The sequence below is a fragment of the Arthrobacter sp. MPF02 genome (genome assembly GCF_046605375.1).
In the GTDB taxonomy this organism is placed as follows: Bacteria; Actinomycetota; Actinomycetes; order Actinomycetales; family Micrococcaceae; genus Arthrobacter.
In genome coordinates this window covers 2,486,099-2,506,597 of sequence record NZ_CP176772.1, presented here as the reverse complement: position 1 = coordinate 2,506,597, position 20,499 = coordinate 2,486,099, and the positions used below count along the sequence as shown (strand labels likewise).

Annotated in this window: 14 protein-coding genes; 8 read left to right on the top strand and 6 right to left on the bottom strand. The window is 67.4% G+C overall.

All coding sequences use genetic code 11. From position 1 onward, the window contains the following. The first annotated feature begins 6 nt into the window (after positions 1-6). The gene (gene hemL / locus ACLH0K_RS11735) at positions 7-1,338 is read left to right on the top strand and encodes a glutamate-1-semialdehyde 2,1-aminomutase (RefSeq protein ID WP_411373776.1); all 1,332 of its coding nucleotides are present in this window, start codon (positions 7-9) and stop codon (positions 1,336-1,338) included. Between the two features lie 186 nt (positions 1,339-1,524). Here the strand turns inward: hemL and ACLH0K_RS11730 are convergent, their stop codons facing one another. The 4 genes from ACLH0K_RS11730 to ACLH0K_RS11715 form a co-directional block, all read right to left on the bottom strand. Further along, positions 1,525-2,262 carry an amino acid ABC transporter ATP-binding protein gene (locus tag ACLH0K_RS11730; protein WP_411373775.1) on the bottom strand — a complete coding sequence of 246 codons (738 nt, stop codon included), beginning with the start codon at positions 2,260-2,262 and terminating at the stop codon, positions 1,525-1,527. Then, positions 2,259-3,023, bottom strand: a complete 765-nt coding sequence (locus tag ACLH0K_RS11725; RefSeq protein ID WP_411373774.1) for an amino acid ABC transporter permease — start codon at positions 3,021-3,023, stop codon at positions 2,259-2,261. The genes ACLH0K_RS11730 and ACLH0K_RS11725 overlap by 4 nt, the downstream gene beginning before the upstream one ends. A gap of 16 nt (positions 3,024-3,039) precedes the next feature. Continuing rightward, positions 3,040-3,975, bottom strand: a complete 936-nt coding sequence (locus tag ACLH0K_RS11720) for a substrate-binding periplasmic protein (RefSeq protein WP_411373773.1) — start codon at positions 3,973-3,975, stop codon at positions 3,040-3,042. 333 nt (positions 3,976-4,308) lie between these two features. After that, positions 4,309-5,019, bottom strand: a complete 711-nt coding sequence (locus ACLH0K_RS11715; RefSeq protein ID WP_411373772.1) for a 3'-5' exonuclease — start codon at positions 5,017-5,019, stop codon at positions 4,309-4,311. Positions 5,020-5,082: 63 nt separating this feature from the next. Between ACLH0K_RS11715 and ACLH0K_RS11710 the strand changes: the two genes are divergently transcribed. The 3 genes from ACLH0K_RS11710 to ACLH0K_RS11700 all read left to right on the top strand — a co-directional run bounded on the left by ACLH0K_RS11710 (position 5,083) and on the right by ACLH0K_RS11700 (position 12,397). After that, positions 5,083-5,499 (top strand): MGMT family protein, encoded by a 417-nt coding sequence (locus ACLH0K_RS11710; protein ID WP_411373770.1) that lies wholly within the window; start codon positions 5,083-5,085, stop codon positions 5,497-5,499. Positions 5,500-5,621: 122 nt separating this feature from the next. Beyond that, the gene (locus ACLH0K_RS11705) at positions 5,622-8,867 is read left to right on the top strand and encodes an ATP-dependent helicase (protein ID WP_411376471.1); all 3,246 of its coding nucleotides are present in this window, start codon (positions 5,622-5,624) and stop codon (positions 8,865-8,867) included. Continuing rightward, positions 8,864-12,397, top strand: a complete 3,534-nt coding sequence (locus ACLH0K_RS11700; RefSeq protein WP_411373769.1) for an ATP-dependent helicase — start codon at positions 8,864-8,866, stop codon at positions 12,395-12,397. The genes ACLH0K_RS11705 and ACLH0K_RS11700 overlap by 4 nt, the downstream gene beginning before the upstream one ends. A 37-nt stretch (positions 12,398-12,434) precedes the next feature. On the opposite strand, the gene ACLH0K_RS11695 is transcribed toward ACLH0K_RS11700, so the two are convergent. Next, the gene (locus ACLH0K_RS11695) at positions 12,435-13,715 is read right to left on the bottom strand and encodes a phosphotransferase (RefSeq protein WP_411373768.1); all 1,281 of its coding nucleotides are present in this window, start codon (positions 13,713-13,715) and stop codon (positions 12,435-12,437) included. 143 nt (positions 13,716-13,858) lie between these two features. Here ACLH0K_RS11695 and nudC point away from each other — a divergent pair, with 143 nt between their 5' ends. From nudC to ACLH0K_RS11680, 3 genes are all read left to right on the top strand, one after another. Then, a complete protein-coding gene (gene nudC / locus ACLH0K_RS11690; RefSeq protein ID WP_411373766.1) occupies positions 13,859-14,881 on the top strand; it encodes an NAD(+) diphosphatase in 1,023 nt (340 codons plus the stop codon). Between the two features lie 54 nt (positions 14,882-14,935). Continuing rightward, positions 14,936-17,071, top strand: a complete 2,136-nt coding sequence (locus tag ACLH0K_RS11685) for an ATP-dependent DNA helicase UvrD2 (RefSeq protein WP_411373765.1) — start codon at positions 14,936-14,938, stop codon at positions 17,069-17,071. 74 nt (positions 17,072-17,145) lie between these two features. Beyond that, a complete protein-coding gene (locus ACLH0K_RS11680) occupies positions 17,146-17,721 on the top strand; it encodes a M48 family metallopeptidase (protein ID WP_411373764.1) in 576 nt (191 codons plus the stop codon). Positions 17,722-17,749: 28 nt separating this feature from the next. Here the strand turns inward: ACLH0K_RS11680 and ACLH0K_RS11675 are convergent, their stop codons facing one another. After that, positions 17,750-19,171, bottom strand: a complete 1,422-nt coding sequence (locus tag ACLH0K_RS11675; protein WP_411373763.1) for a zinc-dependent metalloprotease — start codon at positions 19,169-19,171, stop codon at positions 17,750-17,752. A 136-nt stretch (positions 19,172-19,307) separates the two neighbouring features. Here ACLH0K_RS11675 and ACLH0K_RS11670 point away from each other — a divergent pair, with 136 nt between their 5' ends. Continuing rightward, a complete protein-coding gene (locus tag ACLH0K_RS11670; protein WP_411373762.1) occupies positions 19,308-20,492 on the top strand; it encodes a PDZ domain-containing protein in 1,185 nt (394 codons plus the stop codon). The last annotated feature ends 7 nt before the right edge of the window (positions 20,493-20,499 follow it).

The window sequence follows — 20,499 nt, the reverse complement described above, 5'->3', positions numbered from 1 at the left end:
GGAACCATGACTTCCAGCAATCCCCGCAACGAGGCCCTCTTCGACCGCGCCCGCCAGCTGATGCCGGGCGGCGTCAACTCCCCGGTGCGCGCCTTCGGATCAGTGGGCGGAACCCCCCGCTTCATGGTGTCCGCCAAGGGGCCGTACCTGACCGACGCCGACGGTAGCGAATACGTGGACCTCGTGTGCTCGTGGGGGCCGGCGCTGCTCGGCCACGCGCATCCAGCTGTCCTTGACGCCGTCCATGCCGCCGTGGACCGCGGCCTGTCATTCGGCGCCTCCACCCCCGATGAGGCCAACCTGGCCGAAATCGTCCAGGAGCGCGTGCCCGCCGTCGAACGCCTCCGCATGGTGTCCACCGGCACCGAGGCCACCATGACCGCCATCCGCCTGGCCCGCGGCTTCACCGGCCGCAACCTGATCATCAAGTTCGCCGGCTGCTACCACGGCCACCTCGACGGCCTGCTGGCATCGGCGGGCTCCGGCGTTGCCACGCTCGCGCTGCCGGGTTCGGCCGGGGTCACCGAAGCCACGGCCGCCGAAACGCTGGTGCTTCCGTACAACGACCTCACGGCGGTCAAGGAAGCCTTTGCTGCCCACGGCCCCAACATCGCTGCCGTCATCACGGAGGCCGCGCCCGCGAACATGGGCGTTGTCACCCCGGAGGAGGGCTTCAACCTGGGCCTGTCACGGATCACCAGGGAGCACGGCGCCCTGCTGATCGTGGACGAGGTGCTAACCGGTTTCCGCACCGGCTACTCCGGCTACTGGGGCCTCACCGGCGGCGCTCCGGACGCTGCGGACCCCTGGACGCCCGATCTTCTCACCTTCGGCAAGGTGATCGGCGGCGGCATGCCGACGGCGGCGCTCGGCGGACGTGCCGACGTCATGGACCACCTGGCCCCCACCGGGCCGGTCTACCAGGCGGGGACGCTCTCCGGCAACCCGGTGGCCATGGCCGCGGGCGTTGCCACCTTGACCCATGCCACCCGGGACGTCTACTCCTACATCGACGTCCGTTCGCTGGAACTCTCGTCGGCGCTGTCCAACGCCCTGGATGCGGCGGGAGTGGACCACTCCATCCAGTTCGCGGGGAACCTGTTCTCGGTGGCCTTCGGAACGTCCGCCCGAGGCGTGCACAACTATGCGGACGCACTGGCACAGGAGTCCTTCCGGTACGCCCCGTTCTTCCACTCAATGCTGGAGTCCGGCGTTTACTTGCCGCCGTCCGTTTACGAAGCCTGGTTCCTTTCCTCAGCGCATGACGACGCGGCGATAAACCGGATCTTCGACGCCCTGCCGGCCGCAGCGAAGGCCGCCGCCGCGGCACAAGGCTAGAGGCGCCGCCGTCGTCCGCCGTTCCGCTCCCTGGCCGCAGATTCTGGCCTGACCGGCCGGGGATCCGCGGGCAGGTTCCGGATGCCCGGCGGACCGCCCTTCAAGGGACCCGGTTCGTTTCTCATGGATACAGGAAATCCCCGGTTGCGGGGCAACCGGGGATTTCCTGTATGTGTTTCCTGGTGGCTAGAGGACGTCCGAGAGGAAGCCCTTGAGCCGGTCCGTACGTGGTGCCGTGAAGATCTGCTCCGGGGGTCCGGACTCCACCACCACACCGGCGTCCATGAAGGTGACGTTGTCCGAGACATTGCGGGAAAAGCCCATCTCGTGGGTCACCACCACCATGGTCATGCCGCCCTTGGCCAGGTCGGTCATCAGGGCCAGGACGCCCTTGACGAGTTCGGGATCCAGTGCCGACGTGGCCTCGTCGAAGAACATGACCTCCGGTTTCATGGCCAGCGCCCTGGCTATCGCCACGCGCTGCTGCTGGCCGCCGGACAAGTTGGCCGGCCGGGCGTCGGCCTTGTGCTTCAGGCCCACCAGGTCCAGCTGCTCCAGGGCTTCGGCGCGTGCCTGCTCCTTGGACAGCTTGCGGAGCTTCCGCAGGGCCAGCGAGACGTTGTCCGCCACGGTCTTGTGCGGGAACAGGTTGAACTGCTGGAACACCATGCCGATCCGCTGCCGGAGTTCGTCGGGGTTGTCTTTCAGCACGGAGCGGCCGTCCAGCAGGATGTCGCCCTTGTCCGGTTCGATCAGCCGGTTCATGACCCGCAGCAGGGTGGACTTGCCCGATCCGGAAGGGCCGATCACGGACGCCGTGGTGCCCTTCTCGACGTGCAGGTCGATGCCCCGGAGAACATGGTTATGGCCGAACGAGAGGTGCAGGTTCTTGCCGGTCAGGGTGCCGGAAGCGAATTCCGTCATACCTGTGCCCCCTTGCCGATAGGTGCCGCCAGCTCGTCCGGTTCCTTCTTTTCCGGCTTGCCGGTACGCAGCCGGTGGTCGATGAAGTTCACGAAGTGGGTCAGCGGGACGGTCAGGATCAGGTACAGGACGCCCGCCGCCACCAGCGGCGAGAGGTTGCCCGTGTTGGCCATGGCGTCGTTTCCGATCCGGAAGATTTCCCGGTCGGAGGCGGCGAGGCCAAGCATGAACACCAGCGAGGAGTCCTTCAGCAGCGAGATGAACTGGTTCACAAGGGCCGGAAGGACCCTGCGGATACCCTGTGGCACCACCACCAGGCGCATGGAACTGCCGTAGCTGAATCCGAGCGCACGTGAAGCCTCCAGCTGTCCCTTCTCAACACTCTGGATACCGGACCTGAAGATCTCGCCGATGTAGGCGGCGGCGATCAGGGTCAGGGCCAGGATGCCCAGCGGGTACGGGTTCCTGTTCCCCGTGATTTCCCGGGCGATGGGGCTCAGGCCGATGCCGATCACCAGGATCACGAGGATGGCGGGAAGGCCCCGGAAGATATCGGTGTACGCCCTGGCTGCCCATCGGGCTGCCGCGTTGCGCGAGATGCCCATCATGGCCAGCCCAAGGCCCAGGAAGGAACCGAGGATGCCGGAGGCTACCGCCAGGATCAGGGTGTTGGGCAGGCCAACCATGAGCAGGGCGGGAATGACCTTGGCCATTTCCTCCCAGTTGAAAAAGGTGTCAGCAAGCTGGTCCAGGAGATCCATAAACGTCCCGGCTCAATCAGCTCTGTGGAACCGCGGCGGCCTTGCTGCCCGGCTTCCAGTCGCTCGGCATTTCACGGTCCGGGTACCACTCCTTGGTCAGCTTGGACCAGGTTCCGTCCTCGATTACGGCGTCCAGGCCGGCGTTGAGGGCATCAATCAGCGGCTGGTTGTCCTTTGCCACGGCGTAGGCGGTGAAGTTCTCGGTGTTGACCTTGGATTCGACGATCGCGGTGCCGTCGCCTTCCTTCACCTGGCCTTCAGCCTGCTGGGAGGGGGCAACCCAGGCGTCCACCTGGCCATTTCGCACGTTGGCGTACACGGTGGCGTAGTCCGGGAAGCGGATCGGTTCCATCTTCAGGGTGTTGGTGACGTAGTCGTCCTGGACGGTGCCCTGGACGACGCCGATGCGCAGGTCCGAGGTCAGGTCGTCGAAGCTCTTGATGTCGCTGTCCGTCTTGGCCACCACAGCCATGAAGCCGAAGTCGTAGCCGTTGGTGAAGCCGACGTTCTGGCGGCGTGCTTCGGTGGTGGAGATGGAGGAGGATCCGACGTCGAACTGCTTGGTGGACACCTGTGAGAGGAGGGCAGAGAAGTCGGTGGCAACGAACTCGACCTCGAGGCCCAGCTTGCCGGCGATGGCGCGCAGGAGTTCGTTGTCATATCCGGTGAACTTGCCGGACGGGTCAATGAAGATGTTCGGCGGGGCATCCGAGAGGGTGCCCACTTCGAGCGTGCCCTCGGTGTTCAGGCCAAGCTTGGTCTTATCGATCTGGTCGATCGGGGTGACATCGTCAGTGGTGTACTTGTCCAGCGTCTGCTGGTCGCTGCCGGCGAGGGCGTCAGTCGGAGTGCCGGTGGGCTCCGAAGATCCTGAACCGCAGGCTGCCAGGGAGGCGGCGAGGGCAAGTGCAACGGGAGCGGTAGTCAGCCACTTCATCGCTTTGATTTTCATCAGGTTGTCACTTTCATAGAGTCATAAGTCAACCGGGCCGCAAGGCTGCGCTGGTGGCGCCTAACACCTGCCCCGTGCTGGTCCAGCAGGCCAGGGCAGGGGTGACCGCAAAACTTTATTGTCCCACTTCATAGGGAATGCGCAGATTGCCGAACAAAATTGACTTACTGCCGCGAGAACCAGAATTTCCGATGGTTTATCCTGCCGGCTTCAGGTGTTGCGACCGGCTGCATAGGTGAACCGGCGAATCCGTGCAGCCGACGCAGCAGCGAAACGTAAGCCGGCTTGGCTGTGAGTTGCGTCGCACTGCCCGGCTTGTGGTTTGCCCCGCTCCTAAAATCCGCCGATACCCGCGTCCTGCGGGGGGAGCACCGGCCAGTCACCCTCAATGACGGCGGTGGGCTTCGTCTTTCGCAGGTAGCCCTGGAAGTCGGCGGCTTGGCTGACTGCCCAGTCCACCTGGAGCTCGTGCAGTTGGGTGGCGGGCATCATCAGTTTGGGGAATTTACCTGCCATGGCCTCCAGGACCTTCAGCGTGGCCAGGGCATCGGCTGCCGATGTATGGGCGTTGTCCAGGACAACCCCGTACTCCTCGCACAGCGCAGTCAGGGTGCGCTTGCCTTTGCGGTAGCGGTCTACCTGTTTGTTCATGATGTAGGGGTCCAGGACCGGAAACCGGGTGAGCTGCGGCACGCCGTAACGGGCCGATTCAGCCGCCAGGACGGTGAAGTCGTAACTGGCATTAAACGCGATAACCGGGGTCCCGGCGTCGAAAAGCGCCTGCAGGACCGCCGCAAGTTCCCTGGTGACCTCATGGGCGGGGCGGCCTTCCCGCCGCGCGTGTTCGGTGGTGATGCCGTGGATATCGCTCGCTTCGGTGGGGATCTCCACACCGGGATCGGCAAGCCACTCGTGCTCCTTTATGACCTCGCCCTGGTGGTCCACGACAGTGACCGAAGCAGTGACGATGCGCGCGGCCCGAGAGTTTCGTCCTGTGGTTTCAAGATCAAAAGCTGCTCGGGGAAGGGCGTTCCAGGTGCTCATGCTTCAACGCTAAGGGGGACCACGGACAATTCCCGGGAGCGCCACTGCGGCTACATTGGATCAATGCGGATTGAGTACGTAGAGGCGGTGCTGGCCATTGTGGACCTGGTACCGGACGGATCCGCTGTTACCTATGGGGACGTGGCTGAGCTGCTGGGAGCAGGCGGTCCCCGGCAGGTGGGGGCAGTGCTCAGCAATTACGGCAGCGCCGTGCCCTGGTGGCGTGTGGTCAAGGCGGGCGGACAGGCGCCGGAAGGGCATGAAGTGGAGGCGCTAAGGCGCTATCTCATGGAAGGCACGCCGCTTCACGGCGCGTATGAGGCTTTTCTGCGAACCGGGGAGGGCCGCTGGCGCGTCGCTTTTCCCCCGGCCCGGTGGGCGCCCACGGACCACGATCTTGACTCCATTGACGGCATTGCCCGCCTCCTGGAGCGCCGGCTCCATGAATTGTCGGTGGCTGATGATGGAATGTCGGTGTGACAGCAACACTTCCCCTTACCGAACCGCGTGACGAGTACCTGCAGGGTCCGCAGCCCGGCGGGGAGTACGGAGACGGCGCCTGGACTGAACTACCCGGGGCCGGGACCACGGACACTTCCGCCGTGGGCACCGGCAGGCCGGCGGCCGCTTCCCTGCGGTTGTTGCCCCCGCGCCACACCCATGCCGCCGCTCCGTTACTTACTCCGGACCAGCTGGCCGCCGTCGATGTTCCCCAAGCGGCAGGTCCGGTGCTGGTGCCCGGTGCTCCCGGAACAGGCAAGACCACCGTGCTGATTGAGGCGGCTGTCCAACGTGTCCTTCGCGACGGCATCAATCCGGAGAACATGCTGATTCTTGCCCCCACCCGTCTCGCGGCGGACTTCCTTCGCGACCGCTTCACGGCACGGCTGGACCGGAGCCTCAGCACCACCCCCGCGCGTACCTGGGCCTCGTATGCCTTCGATCTCATCAGGCGTGCCAAAGCTGAAGGCATCATCCCGCTGTCCAGGCCGCCGCGCCTCCTGACCGGCCCCGAACAGGACCTGATCATCAAGGAGCTCCTTGACGGCCACCGGTTGCCCGGCCTGGGGCTGCCCTGGCCCCCGGATCTCGCCGCTGCGCTGGAGACGCGCGGGTTCCGCCAGGAGGTGCGGCAGCTTTTCGACCGCATCATCGAATCCGGAGGCACAGCCGGGGACCTGGTCCGGCTGGGGCAGGAGTGCGGACGGCCTGACTGGACCGCCGCCGCTTCGCTGTACAGCGAATACCGGGACGTCCTGGACATGCGAATGCCGGAAGCCTTTGATCCCGCGGGAATTATCACTGCCGCCCGGCACATTTTCCAGGACGCCCCCGGGTTCCTGGCGGCCGAACGCGCGCGCCTGCAACTCATCCTGGTGGACGACATCCAGGAAGCGAACCCTGCAGTCTTCGAGCTGCTGGCCGATATCGCCTCAGGGCAGGACTGCTACGTGGCCTATTCCCCGGACACTGTTGTCCAGGGCTTCCGTGGTGCCCGTCCGGATCTCGTTTCCGAGCTGCCCAGGCTGCTGTCGCCGGGGGCTGCGGTCCTGGAGCGCCCACTGTCACGATCCCACCGGCTTGCGCCGGCGCTGGCAGAGGCATGGCAAGGCGTTGCAGCCCGGATAGCCCAGCGGGCGGGCAGCCGCCTGGCCCGCCGCCTCGATCAGGAGGACGGGCCGGAGAACCGGGGGCCGGACGGGGCGGTCGAGGCACACCTGGTACCTTCCGCGGTGCATGAACTCCGGTATATCGCCCAGCGGATCCTTGACCAGCACATCAACCATGGCCGGGACCTCACGGACATGGCGGTCATCGTCCGGAACGGCGGCCAGGTGAGCGAACTGCAGCGCTACCTCTCAGGGCAGGGCATACCCGTTCGCGTGCCGGTGGCAGAATCCGCTGTCCGGGACGAGGTGGCGGTGCGTCCGCTTCTGGATGCCTTCGCCGTCGCGCTCGACCCCAACGTCCTCACCCCCGAGGCCGCGGTGTCGCTCCTCACGTCCAGGATCGGCGGTGCCACCTCCATTGAACTCCGGCGCCTGCGCCAGTCGTTGAGACGCGAAGAGCTTTTGGGTGGTGGCGGCCGCACCAGCGATGCACTCCTGGTTGAAGCCCTGCTGGATCCCGCGGCGCTCGGCAGCCTCGGGATCGAAGGACGTGCGGCCCGCCGCGCTGCCCGCATGATTCATGCCGGCCGGGAGGCCGCGTGCCGGCCCGGGGCCAACGCGGAGTCAGTGCTGTGGGCGCTCTGGAATTCCACCGGCCTCGCGGCCGCCTGGACAGAGACAGCATTGGGCGGCGGACCGCATGGTGCCCGCGCCGACCGCGACCTTGATGCCATCATGGCGCTGTTCCACACGGCCGAGAGGTATGTCGACCAAATGCCCGGCGCTGGTCCCGAACAGTTCCTCGAGTACCTGTTGAACCAGGAACTGCCCATGGACACGCTGGCCGCCCGCGCCCAGGTGGACGACGCCGTCGAGCTGATGACCCCCGCCAGCGCCGCAGGACGCGAGTGGCCAGTGGTGATCGTCGCGGGGCTCCAGGAGGGGGTCTGGCCCAACACGCGGCTGCGCGGCGAGCTCCTGGGCAGCACTCTCTATGCAGACGCCGTGGAACATGGCACAGCTTATGCACTGCAGCGCGATCCCTTGAGCCGGCTCCGCGATATCCGGTACGACGAACTGCGCAGCTTCTCCACAGCCGTGTCCCGTGCACGGGAGCTGTTGGTCTGTACGGCGGTGGCTTCCGAAGACGACCAGCCGTCGTCGTTCCTGGATCACGTCGCACCGCTGGAGCAGGGCCGGGAGGGCAGGGGATTCACGCAGGTGGAGCGCCCCATGACACTGCGGGCACTCGTTGCCGAACTCCGGCAGCACGCCCAGCTGGATGGCGAGGATCCGCAGGCGCAGGAGGCGGCCCGTGTCCTGGCAACGCTGGCGTCCGCCGAACCGCCCGTGCCGGGCGCACACCCTTCGAGCTGGTGGGGACTGGCCCCGCTGACGTCCGTGGCACCGGTGGTGCCGCCCGGGGGCACCGTACCGGTGTCGCCGTCGAAAGTGGAAACCGTGCAAATATCGCCGCTCGATTGGTTTGTCCAGGCCGCCGGCGGTGAGGCGGCTGCCGACTTTGCCCGCAGCCTGGGAACGCTGGTGCACGGAATTGCCCAGGACATGCCGGAGGCCTCGGGATCGGAGTATGTTGCCGAACTGGTGCGGCGCTGGCCTGCGCTGGGGATGAAGGACAACTGGGAGGGCAGGCTTGATTTCCAGCGGGCGGAGTCCATGGTGCGCAAGCTCGCCCAGTACGTAGTGGTGATGCGGAGCGAGGGCCGCAGCCTGCTGGGAGTGGAGCAGGATTTCGAAGTGCCCCTTGGCGAAATCGCCGTGGACGACGCCGGCCCTCGGGCTGCCGTTCTTCGCGGGCAGGTGGACCGCCTGGAGATTGATGGTGACGGCAGGCTGGTCATCGTTGACCTCAAGACCGGAAAGCGCCAGCCAGGAAAGGCCGAGGTGGCCAAACATCCGCAGCTGGCGGCCTACCAGGCCGCCGTCCTGGCGGGCGGCTTCCAAGGCAGCGGTGATAACGCAGGCACCACCCTGCCCGGCGGCGCCGTGCTGGCCCAGCTGGGCACCAGCGCCAAGAATCCGGCCATCCAGCAGCAGGAGGCACTGGACCCGCAGGACAACTGGGCTATCGACATGGTCAAGGAGGCGGCGGCCGTAATGAGTGGGAGTGAGTTCGAAGCACGGCATGATCCTGCCAAGGGCAGGCACGGTGGCCACGGCTGCAAACTGCCCGAAGTGTGCCCGCTCTGCGTACGCGGAAGGCAGGTGACGGAATGACCCGGGTCCCAGCCACCAAGCCAACGGCGGATCACCACCCCTCGGTTGCCCCGGCGGTTCCGGACGGTGCCGCAGCATCCTTGCCGGTGCGGTTCACCCCGGAAGAACTGTCCGTGCTGCTGGGCGAGAAGAATGTACCCACGGCGGAGCAGTCGGCCATTATCTCGTCTCCGCTGACGCCGCGGCTGGTCATTGCCGGCGCGGGCTCGGGAAAGACGGCCACTATGGCGGACCGGGTAGTCTGGCTCGTCGCCAACGGCTGGGTCAGGCCGGAAGAAGTCCTTGGCGTGACCTTCACCCGGAAGGCCGCAGGGGAGCTGGCCTCGCGCATCCGGGCAAAGCTGGCAGCGCTCCAGCGGCTGGTTGCCAACGACACCAGGCACCGGGTCTTCCCGCAAGGCCTGCTCAGCAGCGATGCCATGGAGCCGAAGGTGTCCACGTACCACTCCTTCGCCAGTGGGATCGTGTCCGATTACGGGCTCCGCCTCGGGGTGGAACGGGACGTGGTCCTGCTCGGCGGCGCCCAGGCCTGGCAGCTCGCCAGCGAAGTCGTGGAGGCGTACGACGGCGAGTATGCCCACTTCCGTGCCGCCAAGTCCACGCTGGTGAAGGCGGTCATCCAGCTCGCCGGCGAGTGCGCCGAGCACCTGCAGGAACCGGAGGACGTCGAGGCGTGGCTGATGGCGCGGCTTTCGGAATTCGAGTCCTTGCCGTACCTGGCTGATAAGAAGAAGAATCCTCCACAGGCCGCCGCCGACCTCGCGGGGATGATGCGGACAAGGGCCAGCGTGGCGGACATGGTCGGCCGTTATGCCGCCGCCAAACGGGCACGCGGTGCCCTCGACTTCGGAGACCTGGTGGCACTGGCTGCCAAGGTCGCCCGGGACGTTCCGCTCGCTGCCGGCATGGAGCGGCAGCGCTATAAGGTGGTCCTGCTCGATGAGTTCCAGGACACTTCGCACGCCCAGCTGGTGCTCTTCTCCCGCCTGTTCGGCGGGGGACATGCGGTGACGGCGGTGGGGGATCCCAACCAGTCGATCTACGGCTTCCGCGGCGCCTCGGCCGGGCAGCTGTTCCATTTCGTCCGGGAATTCCCGGTGAAAACCGGACCGGCGGATACCGCCTCCTGGTCACCTGCACCCACCTCGTACCTGACCACCGCCTGGCGCAACGGACGCTCCATCCTGGCGGCAGCGAATGTGATGTCGGAGTCGCTGGGGAAGTCGCAGGGCCAGCGGGTGCCGGCCGGGGGCGGTGCTGCCGCGGCGAAGGTACCTCCGCTGCAACCCAGCACCTACGCGGTGGACGGCACCGTGGTGCTGGGCCGCTTCGGCAGCGACGCGGACGAAGCGGCTGCGCTGGCGGACGACGTCCTGAAATACAGGGTGACCGACTTCGAACTGAAGCCGGATGGCACCGCCGTCGCACCGGCAATTGCTGTCCTCTGCCGCCGGCGTGCCCAGATGGAGGCTGTCCGCCGCCAGTTCGAGGCCAGGAACATTCCATACGAGATCGTGGGCCTGGGCGGCCTCCTGGACACACCCGAGGTGGTGGACCTCGTCGCAACGCTGCGTGTCCTTGCGGATCCGGGCCGTTCCGACGCCCTCATGCGGCTTCTGGCCGGGGCAAGGTGGCGCATCGGGCCGGCAGACCTGATGGCGCTGAGGGATTGGTCCAGCCAGCTCGCGCGCCGGCGAGGCCGGGCAGCGGAGCGCGACGACGATGCCGAACCCGCAGTCCTCGAGGGGGACCTCACAGACGGCGCCAGCCTGGTGGAAGCGCTTGACTGGCTGCCGCGGGAAGGATGGACATCAGCCGGCGGCAGGAGCCTCAGCGCGGACGCGCGGCACCGGCTTTCACTCCTGTCGGCGGAGCTGCGGCAGCTGCGGGGCTACCTGGGCGACGACCTCACCACACTCCTGGGCGAAGTGGAACGGGCCATGCTCCTGGACATCGAAGTGGCAGCGCGCCCCGGCGTCAGTATCCACCAGGCCCGGCGCAACCTGGATGCGTTCCAGGACGCCGCTGCGGGATTCCTCCGGACGTCGCAGCGGGTGGACATCCTTGCCTTCCTGGCCTGGCTCGAAGCCGCAGCCGCTGAGGAGAACGGCCTGGAGGCGCCGCCGGGCGACGTGAACCGGGAAGCGGTGCAGCTGCTTACGGTCCACGCCTCCAAGGGGCTGGAGTGGGATGTGGTCTTCGTTCCCGGCCTGAACGCCGGGGCGTTCCCCAGCGACAAGGACTCGCGGTGGAGCAGCGGCGCCGCAGCCCTGCCGTGGCCCCTGCGTGGTGACCGCGCTGACCTGCCGCAGTGGGACCTGGACCAGCCGGACCAGAAGGGCTGGCTGGACGCGGAGAAGGACTTCAAGGCGGACGTCCAGTCGCACGGGGAGTCGGAAGAACGCCGGCTTGCCTATGTGGCCTATACCCGGGCAAAACACGTTTTGTGGGTGTCCAGCGCGGCGTGGGTGGGTTCCCGCGCGGCCAGGGCTGAGATGTCCCCGTTCCTGGCCGAACTCGAAGTCCTCCTGGAGGCGACTCCCGCGGGGCCCGTGCAGGCTAAAGTCCATCCGCGGTCGCTTGACGAGGCAGCCTTGCCGGAGAGCAGCCCGTTGTCCTCTGAGATTGAGGTGGCCGGCTGGCCGTATGACCCGCTGGAGGGGCCGGTGGATCCGCGGACAGGGGAGCGGCTCCGGCTGGCGCGGGGCCGCAGGAACGCCATGGAAACGGCTGCCTCGCGTGTCCTGGCCGAGCTTGAAGCCATTAGGCAGGGACAGCAGCCGGGGGCACCTGAACCGGCGTTTCCGGACGTTGCGGCGGGCTCTGAAGCAGCCGGCAGGCCAGGACTGGGCGGAGCCGCTGCCGGTTGGGCCAGGGAGGCCGCACTGTTGCTGCAGCGCAGGGCGAGGAAGTCGCAGAGGCAGGACGTCCACCTGCCCGGGCACATCTCTGCGTCCACGTTGGTGGACCTAAGGGAGGACCCGACGGCGGTCCTGGCACGGCTTCGGAGGCCCGTGCCAAGGGAGCCGGGAATGTCCGCACGCAAGGGAACCGCCTTCCACGCCTGGGTGGAAGAGTACTTCGGTACTGCCGGCATGCTCGACCTAGGAGAAGCCCCTGGCGCTGACGACCATATCGACGCCGCCTACGACCTCGACGCAATGGTGGCTACCTTCCGGGCATCGCCCTGGGCTGAACGGTCGCCTGCCTTCGTCGAGGTACCGGTAGAGACACGGGTGGGGAACGTGGTGGTTCGCGGGCGGATCGATGCCGTGTTCCAGGACTCGGACGGGCGCTGGGACCTGGTGGACTGGAAAACCGGCCGCCGTCCGTCCGGAGCCCGGTTGCGGGCGAAGTCGGTGCAGCTTGCCGTGTACCGGCTGGCATGGGCACGGCTGAAGGGCGTCCCGCTGGAGGACGTGCGCGCCGCGTTCTTCTATGTCGCCGACAACGAGGTTGTGCGCCCGCATGATCTGGGCACAGCCGACCAGCTTGAGGCAATTGTCGCGGCGGCCCTCGACATGGAGTGAGGCAGCACGAAGCGTCGTGAGGGCAGCCTCTGCCCGGTTACGCCTGCTGTGCCTTGACGACGGGCAGTGCGGTGGTGGAGGTATCGTCCGGACCGGCGTGCGCGTTCCCGGCGGCGGGAGGTTCAGTTGGAACAGGCGCCACATGGACGGCGGGGCGTGCAGGGGAGGAAGTCACGTCCACTGCCGGAGGCACTTGCCCGGGCCCAGACGCGGCCGCCGGCTGCGCGGGCACGGGCTGTACCTCCACCGCCGGCCGGTTGGGCGCCGGGCTGACCGGGGCAGCGGGTGCCCCGGGCACCGGGGCTACTTCGACTGCCGCCTTGACGGGGCCGGACGCCGCCGGCGGGGTGCCGGGACCTGCGGCATTGCCGGCAGGCAGCGGCTCTACGCTGATGGGTTGGCCGCCGTGTTCGGCGATGTCGCCGGCCAGGGTTTCCAGCATTCCCTCGGCCTCGGCCACCATTGCGGAATCGCCGGCAGCGATCCCCTTTACCAGGTACTGGGCGAGGGCGAACTCGGCAGACAGGGCGGCCCGGCGCAGCAGGTGGCTGTCCGGAGTGTCACGGCGGCTGGCTGTGTAGCCGGCGAGCACGGCATCAACAAAGTCCTGTTCGTTGGACGCCACCAGCCAGGCGAAGTCGTCCGCGGGGTCGCCGATTCGGAGGTCGGTCCACCCGGTCACGGCGGTGACACGCTGGCCTTCCACCAGGATGTTGTCTTCGTGCAGGTCGCCGTGAACCACGGACGGGTTGAAACGCCACAGGGAAACATCTTCGAGGGCGTGTTCCCACCGCACCAGGAGGGACGGCGGGATCTTGCCGGTGGTGGCCGCCTGATCCAGTTCGTTGAGCCTGCGCTGCCGGAACTCGTTGGGTGTGTAGCTGGGCAGGTCGGCGTTGCTGACCAGGGACCGCGGCAGGTCGTGGACGGCGGCCAGGGCCACGCCGATTTCGCGGGCCAGCGGCTCCGGTCCCGCGGTGAGTTCCTCAACGCTCCGGGTGCTGCCGGCCAGGTGGGAGTAGACGAAGGTGCTCAGCGTGCCGAGCCGGACACTGCCGGCAACCGTTGGCATTAGGAACGGCAGTTCAGCCCGGATGCCCGGGGCGAAGGCGCGCAGCACCAGGAACTCCGTTTCCAGCCTCGCGCTGGCTTCGGCGTGCCTGGGCGACCTGACCCGCCAGCGCTTGCCTTCCGAATCCAGGAGCAGAGCCGAATCGAAGTCCGCGGGGTCATCCGGGGCGGAGCTAACGGCCGTTGGGGTCAGTCCGGGGACTGCCGCGGTTGCAACGGCTGCCAGTTCAATCGGTTTTCTTCTCACCGTTCCACGGTAGATTGCCCGCCGTCCAAGTCGCCGGTCTGCCCGCGGCGAGTCTCCAGATACGTGAAAGTGGGGTACCCCTAACGGGTGCTGCCGGTATCTTCGGAATGCGGTTTGTCGGTCCCTGTAAGTACGGTGGAAGCATGAGCCATGCAGAGTCAGTCACACCCGTCCACCAGGGGGCGCCGGCGCTGCTGCCGGCCAATCATCTCCACGAGACCCTGCTTCCCGTCCCGCCTGCCCTGGTTGACCGCGGGTCAGCGGAGCGCATGAGGCCGGGCATGGTGGAAGAACTCCTGGCAGCGCCAGGCACGCAGGCTGTCGTTCTGTCGGGGCGGCAGGGGCTGGTCCAGGACGGTGCCCTGTTCCTGGCCGGCGCAAAGGAGCTCCGGGAGGCATTGGCTGCCGCGTCCGTGGTTCCGGACCTGGTGATCTACCTCGGTTCCGCCCTGCCCGGGGCGGACCTTCCCGCTGGCACCGAACTGCTGCTGTTTGTCCTCCCCGAACCGGTCCAGCCCGGGACCGCGGGCATTCCTGCCAATGCGGCCTGGGCCGGCTTCCGTGACGTGGCGGCCGGCCTGGGCCCAACCGGCGCTGCGTTATTTATCGAGGCAAGCGCCATCGCCAACTGGCACTCGGGCCACACCCACTGCCCCCGCTGCGGAACGCCCACGCTCGTCGAATCGGGCGGCTGGATGCGGCGGTGCCCGGTGGATTCCTCCGAACACTATCCGCGGACCGATCCTGCGATTATCGTCACGGTGGTGGGCGCCGACGGGCGGCTGTTGCTGGGCGGCGGCGGCCCTGCGGACGCAAAGAACTACTCAACGCTGGCCGGCTTCGTTGAGCCCGGCGAATCGCTGGAACAGGCAGTGGTGAGGGAAATTTTCGAGGAAGTGGGGGTGCGTGTGAAGGCGTGCCAGTACCTGGGCTCCCAGTCCTGGCCATTCCCGGCCTCCCTTATGCTTGGATTTACCGCCGTTACCGATGACGCCGTGGCAACGCCCGACGGCGTGGAGGTCACCAGGGCGCGCTGGTTCAGCCGGGAGGAGCTCCAGGAGGCCGTGCTCCGGGGGGAAATCACCATTTCCACCCGGCTTTCCATTGCCCGGGCGCTGATCGAGCACTGGTACGGCGGCCGGATCGAGGACCTTGCCGGCGCCTAGACCCGAATTCCCATCACTCCAGGCACGCGGTAGCCGAGACACAAAGCAGCAGAAGTGACGACAGAGATATTTGACGGGGCAGCCTCGCTGGAGGACCGCATCCTTGGCGGCCTGGACGCGGAACAGCGTGAGGTGGCCAGCACCCTGAACGGCCCCCTGTGCGTGCTCGCGGGCGCCGGGACGGGAAAGACACGGGCCATTACGCACCGCATCGCCTACGGCGTCCACTCCGGTGTCTACACCCCGCAGAGGCTGCTGGCAGTGACATTCACCGCCCGGGCAGCGGCCGAAATGCGCAGCCGGTTGCGCGACCTTGGCGCAGGCAACGTGCAGGCCCGCACCTTCCATGCGGCCGCCCTGCGCCAGCTCCAGTATTTCTGGCCGCAGGCTGTTGGCGGGTCGCTGCCCAACCTGCTGGACCACAAGGCGCAGATGCTGGCGGAAGCGGCCAGGCGGCTGCGGCTCAGCACGGACCGCGCCTCCATCCGGGACCTGGCCTCGGAGATCGAATGGGCCAAGGTGTCCATGCTCACCCCGGCCAACTACCTGGAAAACGCCCAGGGAAGGGGCACGCCCGGCGGCTTCGACCTCACGGCGGTGGCAAGGGTCTTCCAGGCCTACGAGGACGTCAAAACAGACCGCAATGTCATCGACTTCGAGGACGTGCTGCTGATCACCGTCGGGATCCTGCAGGAGGACGGGAAAGTGGCCGCCACCGTCCGCGAGCAGTACCGCCACTTCGTCGTTGATGAGTACCAGGACGTATCCCCGCTGCAGCAGCGGCTCCTGGAACTGTGGCTGGGCGGCAGGGATGAGCTGTGCGTGGTGGGCGACGCCAGCCAGACCATTTATTCCTTCACAGGCGCCTCGCCCCGGCACCTTCTCGACTTCAAGGCGCGCTACCCGCAGGCGAACGTGGTCAAGCTGATCAGGGACTACCGCTCAACACCTCAGGTGGTGAAGCTGGCCAACGACCTCCTGGCAGGGCGGCGGAGCGGCGGGCCGGCAGCGGACGCTGCCTGGGCAACGCCGCTGCAGCTTGTGGCGCAGCGGCCCGGGGGGCCGGTGCCCTCGTTCACGGAGTGCGCCGACGACGAAGCCGAGGCTGCCGCGGTGGCGCAGAAGATCCAGGCACTGCTCGACGCCGGAACACCGGCCAGCGAGGTTGCCATCCTGTTCCGGACGAACGGACAGTCCGAGGCGTACGAGCAGGCGCTGGCGGCGGCGGGCATCGGGTACCAGCTGCGCGGCGGTGAACGGTTCTTTGCCCGCAAGGAAGTCCGCGACGCCATCCTCCAGCTGCGGGCGGCAACCAGGGCCGGGGCCGAAACTGAGGCGCCGGAACCCCTCGGCCAACTCGTCCGCGATATCGTCTCGTCCCTCGGGTACACCGACTCCGCTCCGCACAGCGGCGGCGCGTTGCGGGAGCGCTGGGAGTCGCTGGCAGCGCTGGTGGCGCTGGCGGACGAACTGGTCCAAAACCGGGGCCCGCAGTTTGGCCTGGCGGACTTCGTCAACGAACTCCAGGAGCGCTCCCTGGCGCAGCACGCACCCACCGTGCAGGGCGTCACGCTCGCCTCGCTGCACGCAGCCAAGGGCCTGGAATGGGACGCGGTCTTCCTGGTGGGACTCAGCGAGGGCCTGATGCCCATCTCGTTTGCCGACACCCCGGAAGCGGTGGATGAGGAACGGCGGCTCCTGTACGTCGGCATCACCCGGGCACGCGAACACCTGGCCCTCTCCTGGAGCACCGCCCGGACCCCCGGCGGCAGGGCCAACCGCAAGCCTTCCCGCTTCCTGGACGGCCTCCGGCCCGAGTCGGTGGCGAGCTCCACCGCACGCGGGAAGGGTGCAGCTCCCCGCCGGAAAGCCGCTGCCCCGGCCATGTGCCGGATCTGCGGAAGCATGCTGTCCACCGGCGCCGAACGCAAGGTGGGCCGCTGCAATGCCTGCCCGCCCGGTTACGAAGAACAAACGTTCGAGGCACTGAGGAGTTGGCGGCGCGAGGCGGCGAACTCCGCGGACGTGCCGGCCTTCGTCGTGTTCACCGATGCCACACTGACGGCCATTGCGGAGGCCCGCCCGGAGTCGCTGGAAGAACTCGCCCGGCTCGCCGGCGTCGGGCCTTCCAAGCTGGAGAAATACGGGGAGGACGTCCTCCGCGTCCTTACGGAAAGCGCGGAGCTGTGAGCGGGGCACCTGCGGCAGGACCCCAACGGGCAGGAAACCGCAACGCAGGAAAGCACAGGACAGGAAGACACAGTTTGCCGCTGACCACCCCGGACGGGGTCCCGGTGGAGGTGCGGCGCTCTGCCCGGCGCACGCGGACCGTGGCGGCATTCTGGGAGAACGGGACCGCCATTGTTGCCATCCCGGCCCGCTTTACCGCGGCGCAGGAGTCGGAATGGGTGCACCGGATGCTGGCTAAGCTGCAGCGCCAGGGGGAGCGGCGCACAGCTCCCGGCAGGAAGCGGCCGGCATCCGATGCCGCGCTTGCGGAGCATGCCGCCCATTTGTCGAACCGGTACCTGGGCGGCCGGGCCGTGCCCGCCTCGGTGCGCTGGGTCAGCAACCAGAACTCACGGTGGGGATCCGCCACTCCGGCCGACGGCACCATCCGGCTCTCGGACAAACTGCGGCCCATGCCGCAGTGGGTCATCGATTACGTGCTGCTCCATGAACTGGCCCACCTGCTGGTAGCGGGGCACAACGCCGCATTCTGGAAACTCCTCGAGGCCTATCCGGAGACGCAGCGCGCAAAAGCCTTCCTGGAAGGGGTTTCGTTCGCCACGTCGCGGGGCCTCCCGGAGCAGGACCGCGGGCCGCACGACGCCGACTAGCGGCGGCTCACCCGGCCCGCGGCCCGGGCTAGCTCTTCGCCTGGCCGTCCCCGCCGTCGTCGTCCGTCCCTTTCCCGTCCTCTTCGGCATCCGGTGAAGTGGCGTCAAATCCGCCGCTGAGCAGTTTCTGCAGGGCATCGTCCACTTCGCTGTCGCTGGCCTCGGCCAGTTTCCGGCGCCCGCTGAAGCCCTTGGGATCGTCGAGGTCCTCCGCGGTGGGGAGCAGGTCCGGGTGGTGCCAGATGGCGTCGCGGCCTTCGATGCCGCGCTCTTCCTTCAGCGTGGCCCACAGCGTAGCGGCGTCCCGCAGCCGGCGGGGCCGCAGTTCCAGTCCCACCAGCGAGGCAAAAGCATGCTCAGCGGGGCCGCCGGTGGCGCGGCGGCGGCGGACCGTTTCCCGCAGGGCGCCGGCGGAGGGCAGCATCTTTTCCGTGGCCGCGGCAGTGAGTTCGTCCACCCACCCCTCCACGAGGGCAAGCGCCGTTTCCAGTTTCTCCAGGGCCTGCTCCTGGGCGGGGGTCCGCTGGGGCATAAAGACACCCTGGGACAGGGCCTCCTGGATGCCTTCCGGGTTGCTGGGATCGAGGTCGCGTGCCAGTTCCTCGATCCGGGAGGTGTCGATGTGGATACCCCGGGCGTAGGCCTCAATGGCGCCCAGCAGGTGTCCCCGCAGCCAGGGAACCTGGACGAAGAGCCGGGCATGGGCGGCTTCGCGCACAGCGAGGAAAAGCCTGATGTCATTTTCCGGCAGCGAGAGTCCCTCGCCGAAAGCGGCGACATTGGCCGGCAGCAGCGCCATTTCGAGATCCGCCAGCGGAACGCCGATATCGGTTGAGCTCACCACATCGGTGGAGAGCGCACCGATCGCCTGCCCCAGCTGCATCCCGAAGATGGCACCGCCCATATTCTGGAGCATGGATGACGCGCCGCCCATCATGGATTTCATCTCCTCGGGCATCTGCTCCGTCATGGCGGTGGACAGCGCATTGGCGATGCTGTTGGCCACCGGCTCGGTGAGCCTCTTCCAAGTGCCAAGGGTTGCCTCAACCCATTCCGCCCGCGACCAGGCGTGACCGATCAAACCGGTGGCGGGCAGGTCCGTGACCGGGTCCAGCCAGAGTTCCGCGAGCCGCAGCGCCTCGTCCACGTCCCGCGACTGCTGGGCTGTGACGGACGGGTCGGCGCTGCTGGCGGCCACCCTGCGGGCGTTGTCATGGGCAAGCGTCCAATTCACCGGCCCTTCGGACGGTGCGCTCATCATCGCCTGGACCTGGGAGAACATCTGCGCCAGCACATTGGGGTCGCTGGGCAGCCCCGCAGCCTTGGCCAGTTCGGCAGGATCGAAGTTTTCCATCCCCTTGCCGCCCATGAGGTTCTGCAGCATCTCGGTCAACGGATCCTTGGGGGTGTCGTCGTCCCCGTTGGACGGATTAAGTGGGTTGGAGCTCATGATCCCGCCGATCGTCGGTGTGACTGTTGATCAACCTTCACGGTACCCCGGCCGTGGTCGGCTGTCTGCCGCGCTCCGGCGTCGTTCGCTGTAGGCAAAGAACCGCGATTGTCCGCCACCGCGTAGTGTTTATGGGGTGACTACAACCCGCGGCGGCCACCCTTCCGAGGACCATGCCCCAGACTTTCCCGTCGGTGCCGTTTCCTGGGAAAAAGCAGCCGTAGAAACGGACGACGGCGGACGGGCACCCGGGCCGGAGGGCCCGTCGCCGCGGGACCCCAGGGTGTCCGCCATGATGCTGGCCGGCATGGCCGCGCTTGGGCTGGGAATAGGCGTTGCCACCATTCCCGTCCCGTACGTTGTGGAGTCACCAGGGCCTATCTACAACACCCTCGGGCAAAGCCAGGGGACCCCGGTGATCAAGGTGACAGGACGGGAAACCTACCCGGCCTCCGGGAACCTGGACCTGACCACTGTGTACGTGGACGGCGGCCCCACCGGCCCCGTCAGCATCCTTACCGCCTTCTCTGCCTGGCTCAACCCCACCAGGTCCGTCCAGCCCGTTGAACTGGTCTACCCCACCGGCACCACAAAGCAGGAAGCCGAGGAGCAGAGCGCGGTGGCCATGGCAACCTCCCAGGAGAACGCGGTTGCTTCCGCCCTGAACGAGCTGGACATCCCGTTCGGGCAGCAGCTCCAGGCCGCAGGCCTGTCCGAAGGTTCCGCCTCCGCCGGCAAAATCCGGGAGGGGGACATCCTGAAGAGCATCAACGGCAAGGACATCAACGCCCTTGCGGTCATCCAGGAGGAGCTGGCAGCCGGGAAGGGCGCGCCCGCCACCGTTGTGGTGGAGCGGGGCGGGGAGCAGGTCACCGAGACAATCACGCCGAAGGACAATGGTGAGGGCAGGTTCATCCTCGGCGTGATGCTCAAATACGTGTTCACTTTCCCCTTCGACGTTGAGATTTCCCTGGAGAAGGTGGGCGGCCCTTCCGCGGGACTGATGTTCTCGCTGGGCATCATCGATACAGTCACGCCGGGGGACCTGACGGGCGGCAAGCACATCGCCGGGACTGGCACCATCACCCCCGATGGCGCTGTCGGACCCATCGGGGGAATCGAGCAGAAGATGCACGGTGCCCGGGACGGGGGAGCAACGCTGTTCCTCGCGCCCGCCGCCAATTGTCCGCAGGTAGCCGGGAACATCCCGGACGGCCTGCAGGTGGTCAGGGTGGAGAACCTGGCGGAGGCGAGGGCCGCCGTCGAACTCGCCGGCAGCGGAGGGGACACATCCGACCTGCCGACCTGCACAAACAACTAGACTGGGC

Bases quoted from the DNA above. Each gene is read 5' to 3' on its own strand.
- hemL (WP_411373776.1), top strand. From the start codon at position 7: ATGACTTCCAGCAATCCCCGCAACGAGGCCCTCTTCGACCGCGCCCGC.
- ACLH0K_RS11730 (WP_411373775.1), bottom strand. From the start codon at position 2,262: ATGACGGAATTCGCTTCCGGCACCCTGACCGGCAAGAACCTGCACCTC.
- ACLH0K_RS11725 (WP_411373774.1), bottom strand. From the start codon at position 3,023: ATGGATCTCCTGGACCAGCTTGCTGACACCTTTTTCAACTGGGAGGAA.
- ACLH0K_RS11720 (WP_411373773.1), bottom strand. From the start codon at position 3,975: ATGAAAATCAAAGCGATGAAGTGGCTGACTACCGCTCCCGTTGCACTT.
- ACLH0K_RS11715 (WP_411373772.1), bottom strand. From the start codon at position 5,019: ATGAGCACCTGGAACGCCCTTCCCCGAGCAGCTTTTGATCTTGAAACC.
- ACLH0K_RS11710 (WP_411373770.1), top strand. From the start codon at position 5,083: ATGCGGATTGAGTACGTAGAGGCGGTGCTGGCCATTGTGGACCTGGTA.
- ACLH0K_RS11700 (WP_411373769.1), top strand. From the start codon at position 8,864: ATGACCCGGGTCCCAGCCACCAAGCCAACGGCGGATCACCACCCCTCG.
- nudC (WP_411373766.1), top strand. From the start codon at position 13,859: ATGAGCCATGCAGAGTCAGTCACACCCGTCCACCAGGGGGCGCCGGCG.
- ACLH0K_RS11675 (WP_411373763.1), bottom strand. From the start codon at position 19,171: ATGAGCTCCAACCCACTTAATCCGTCCAACGGGGACGACGACACCCCC.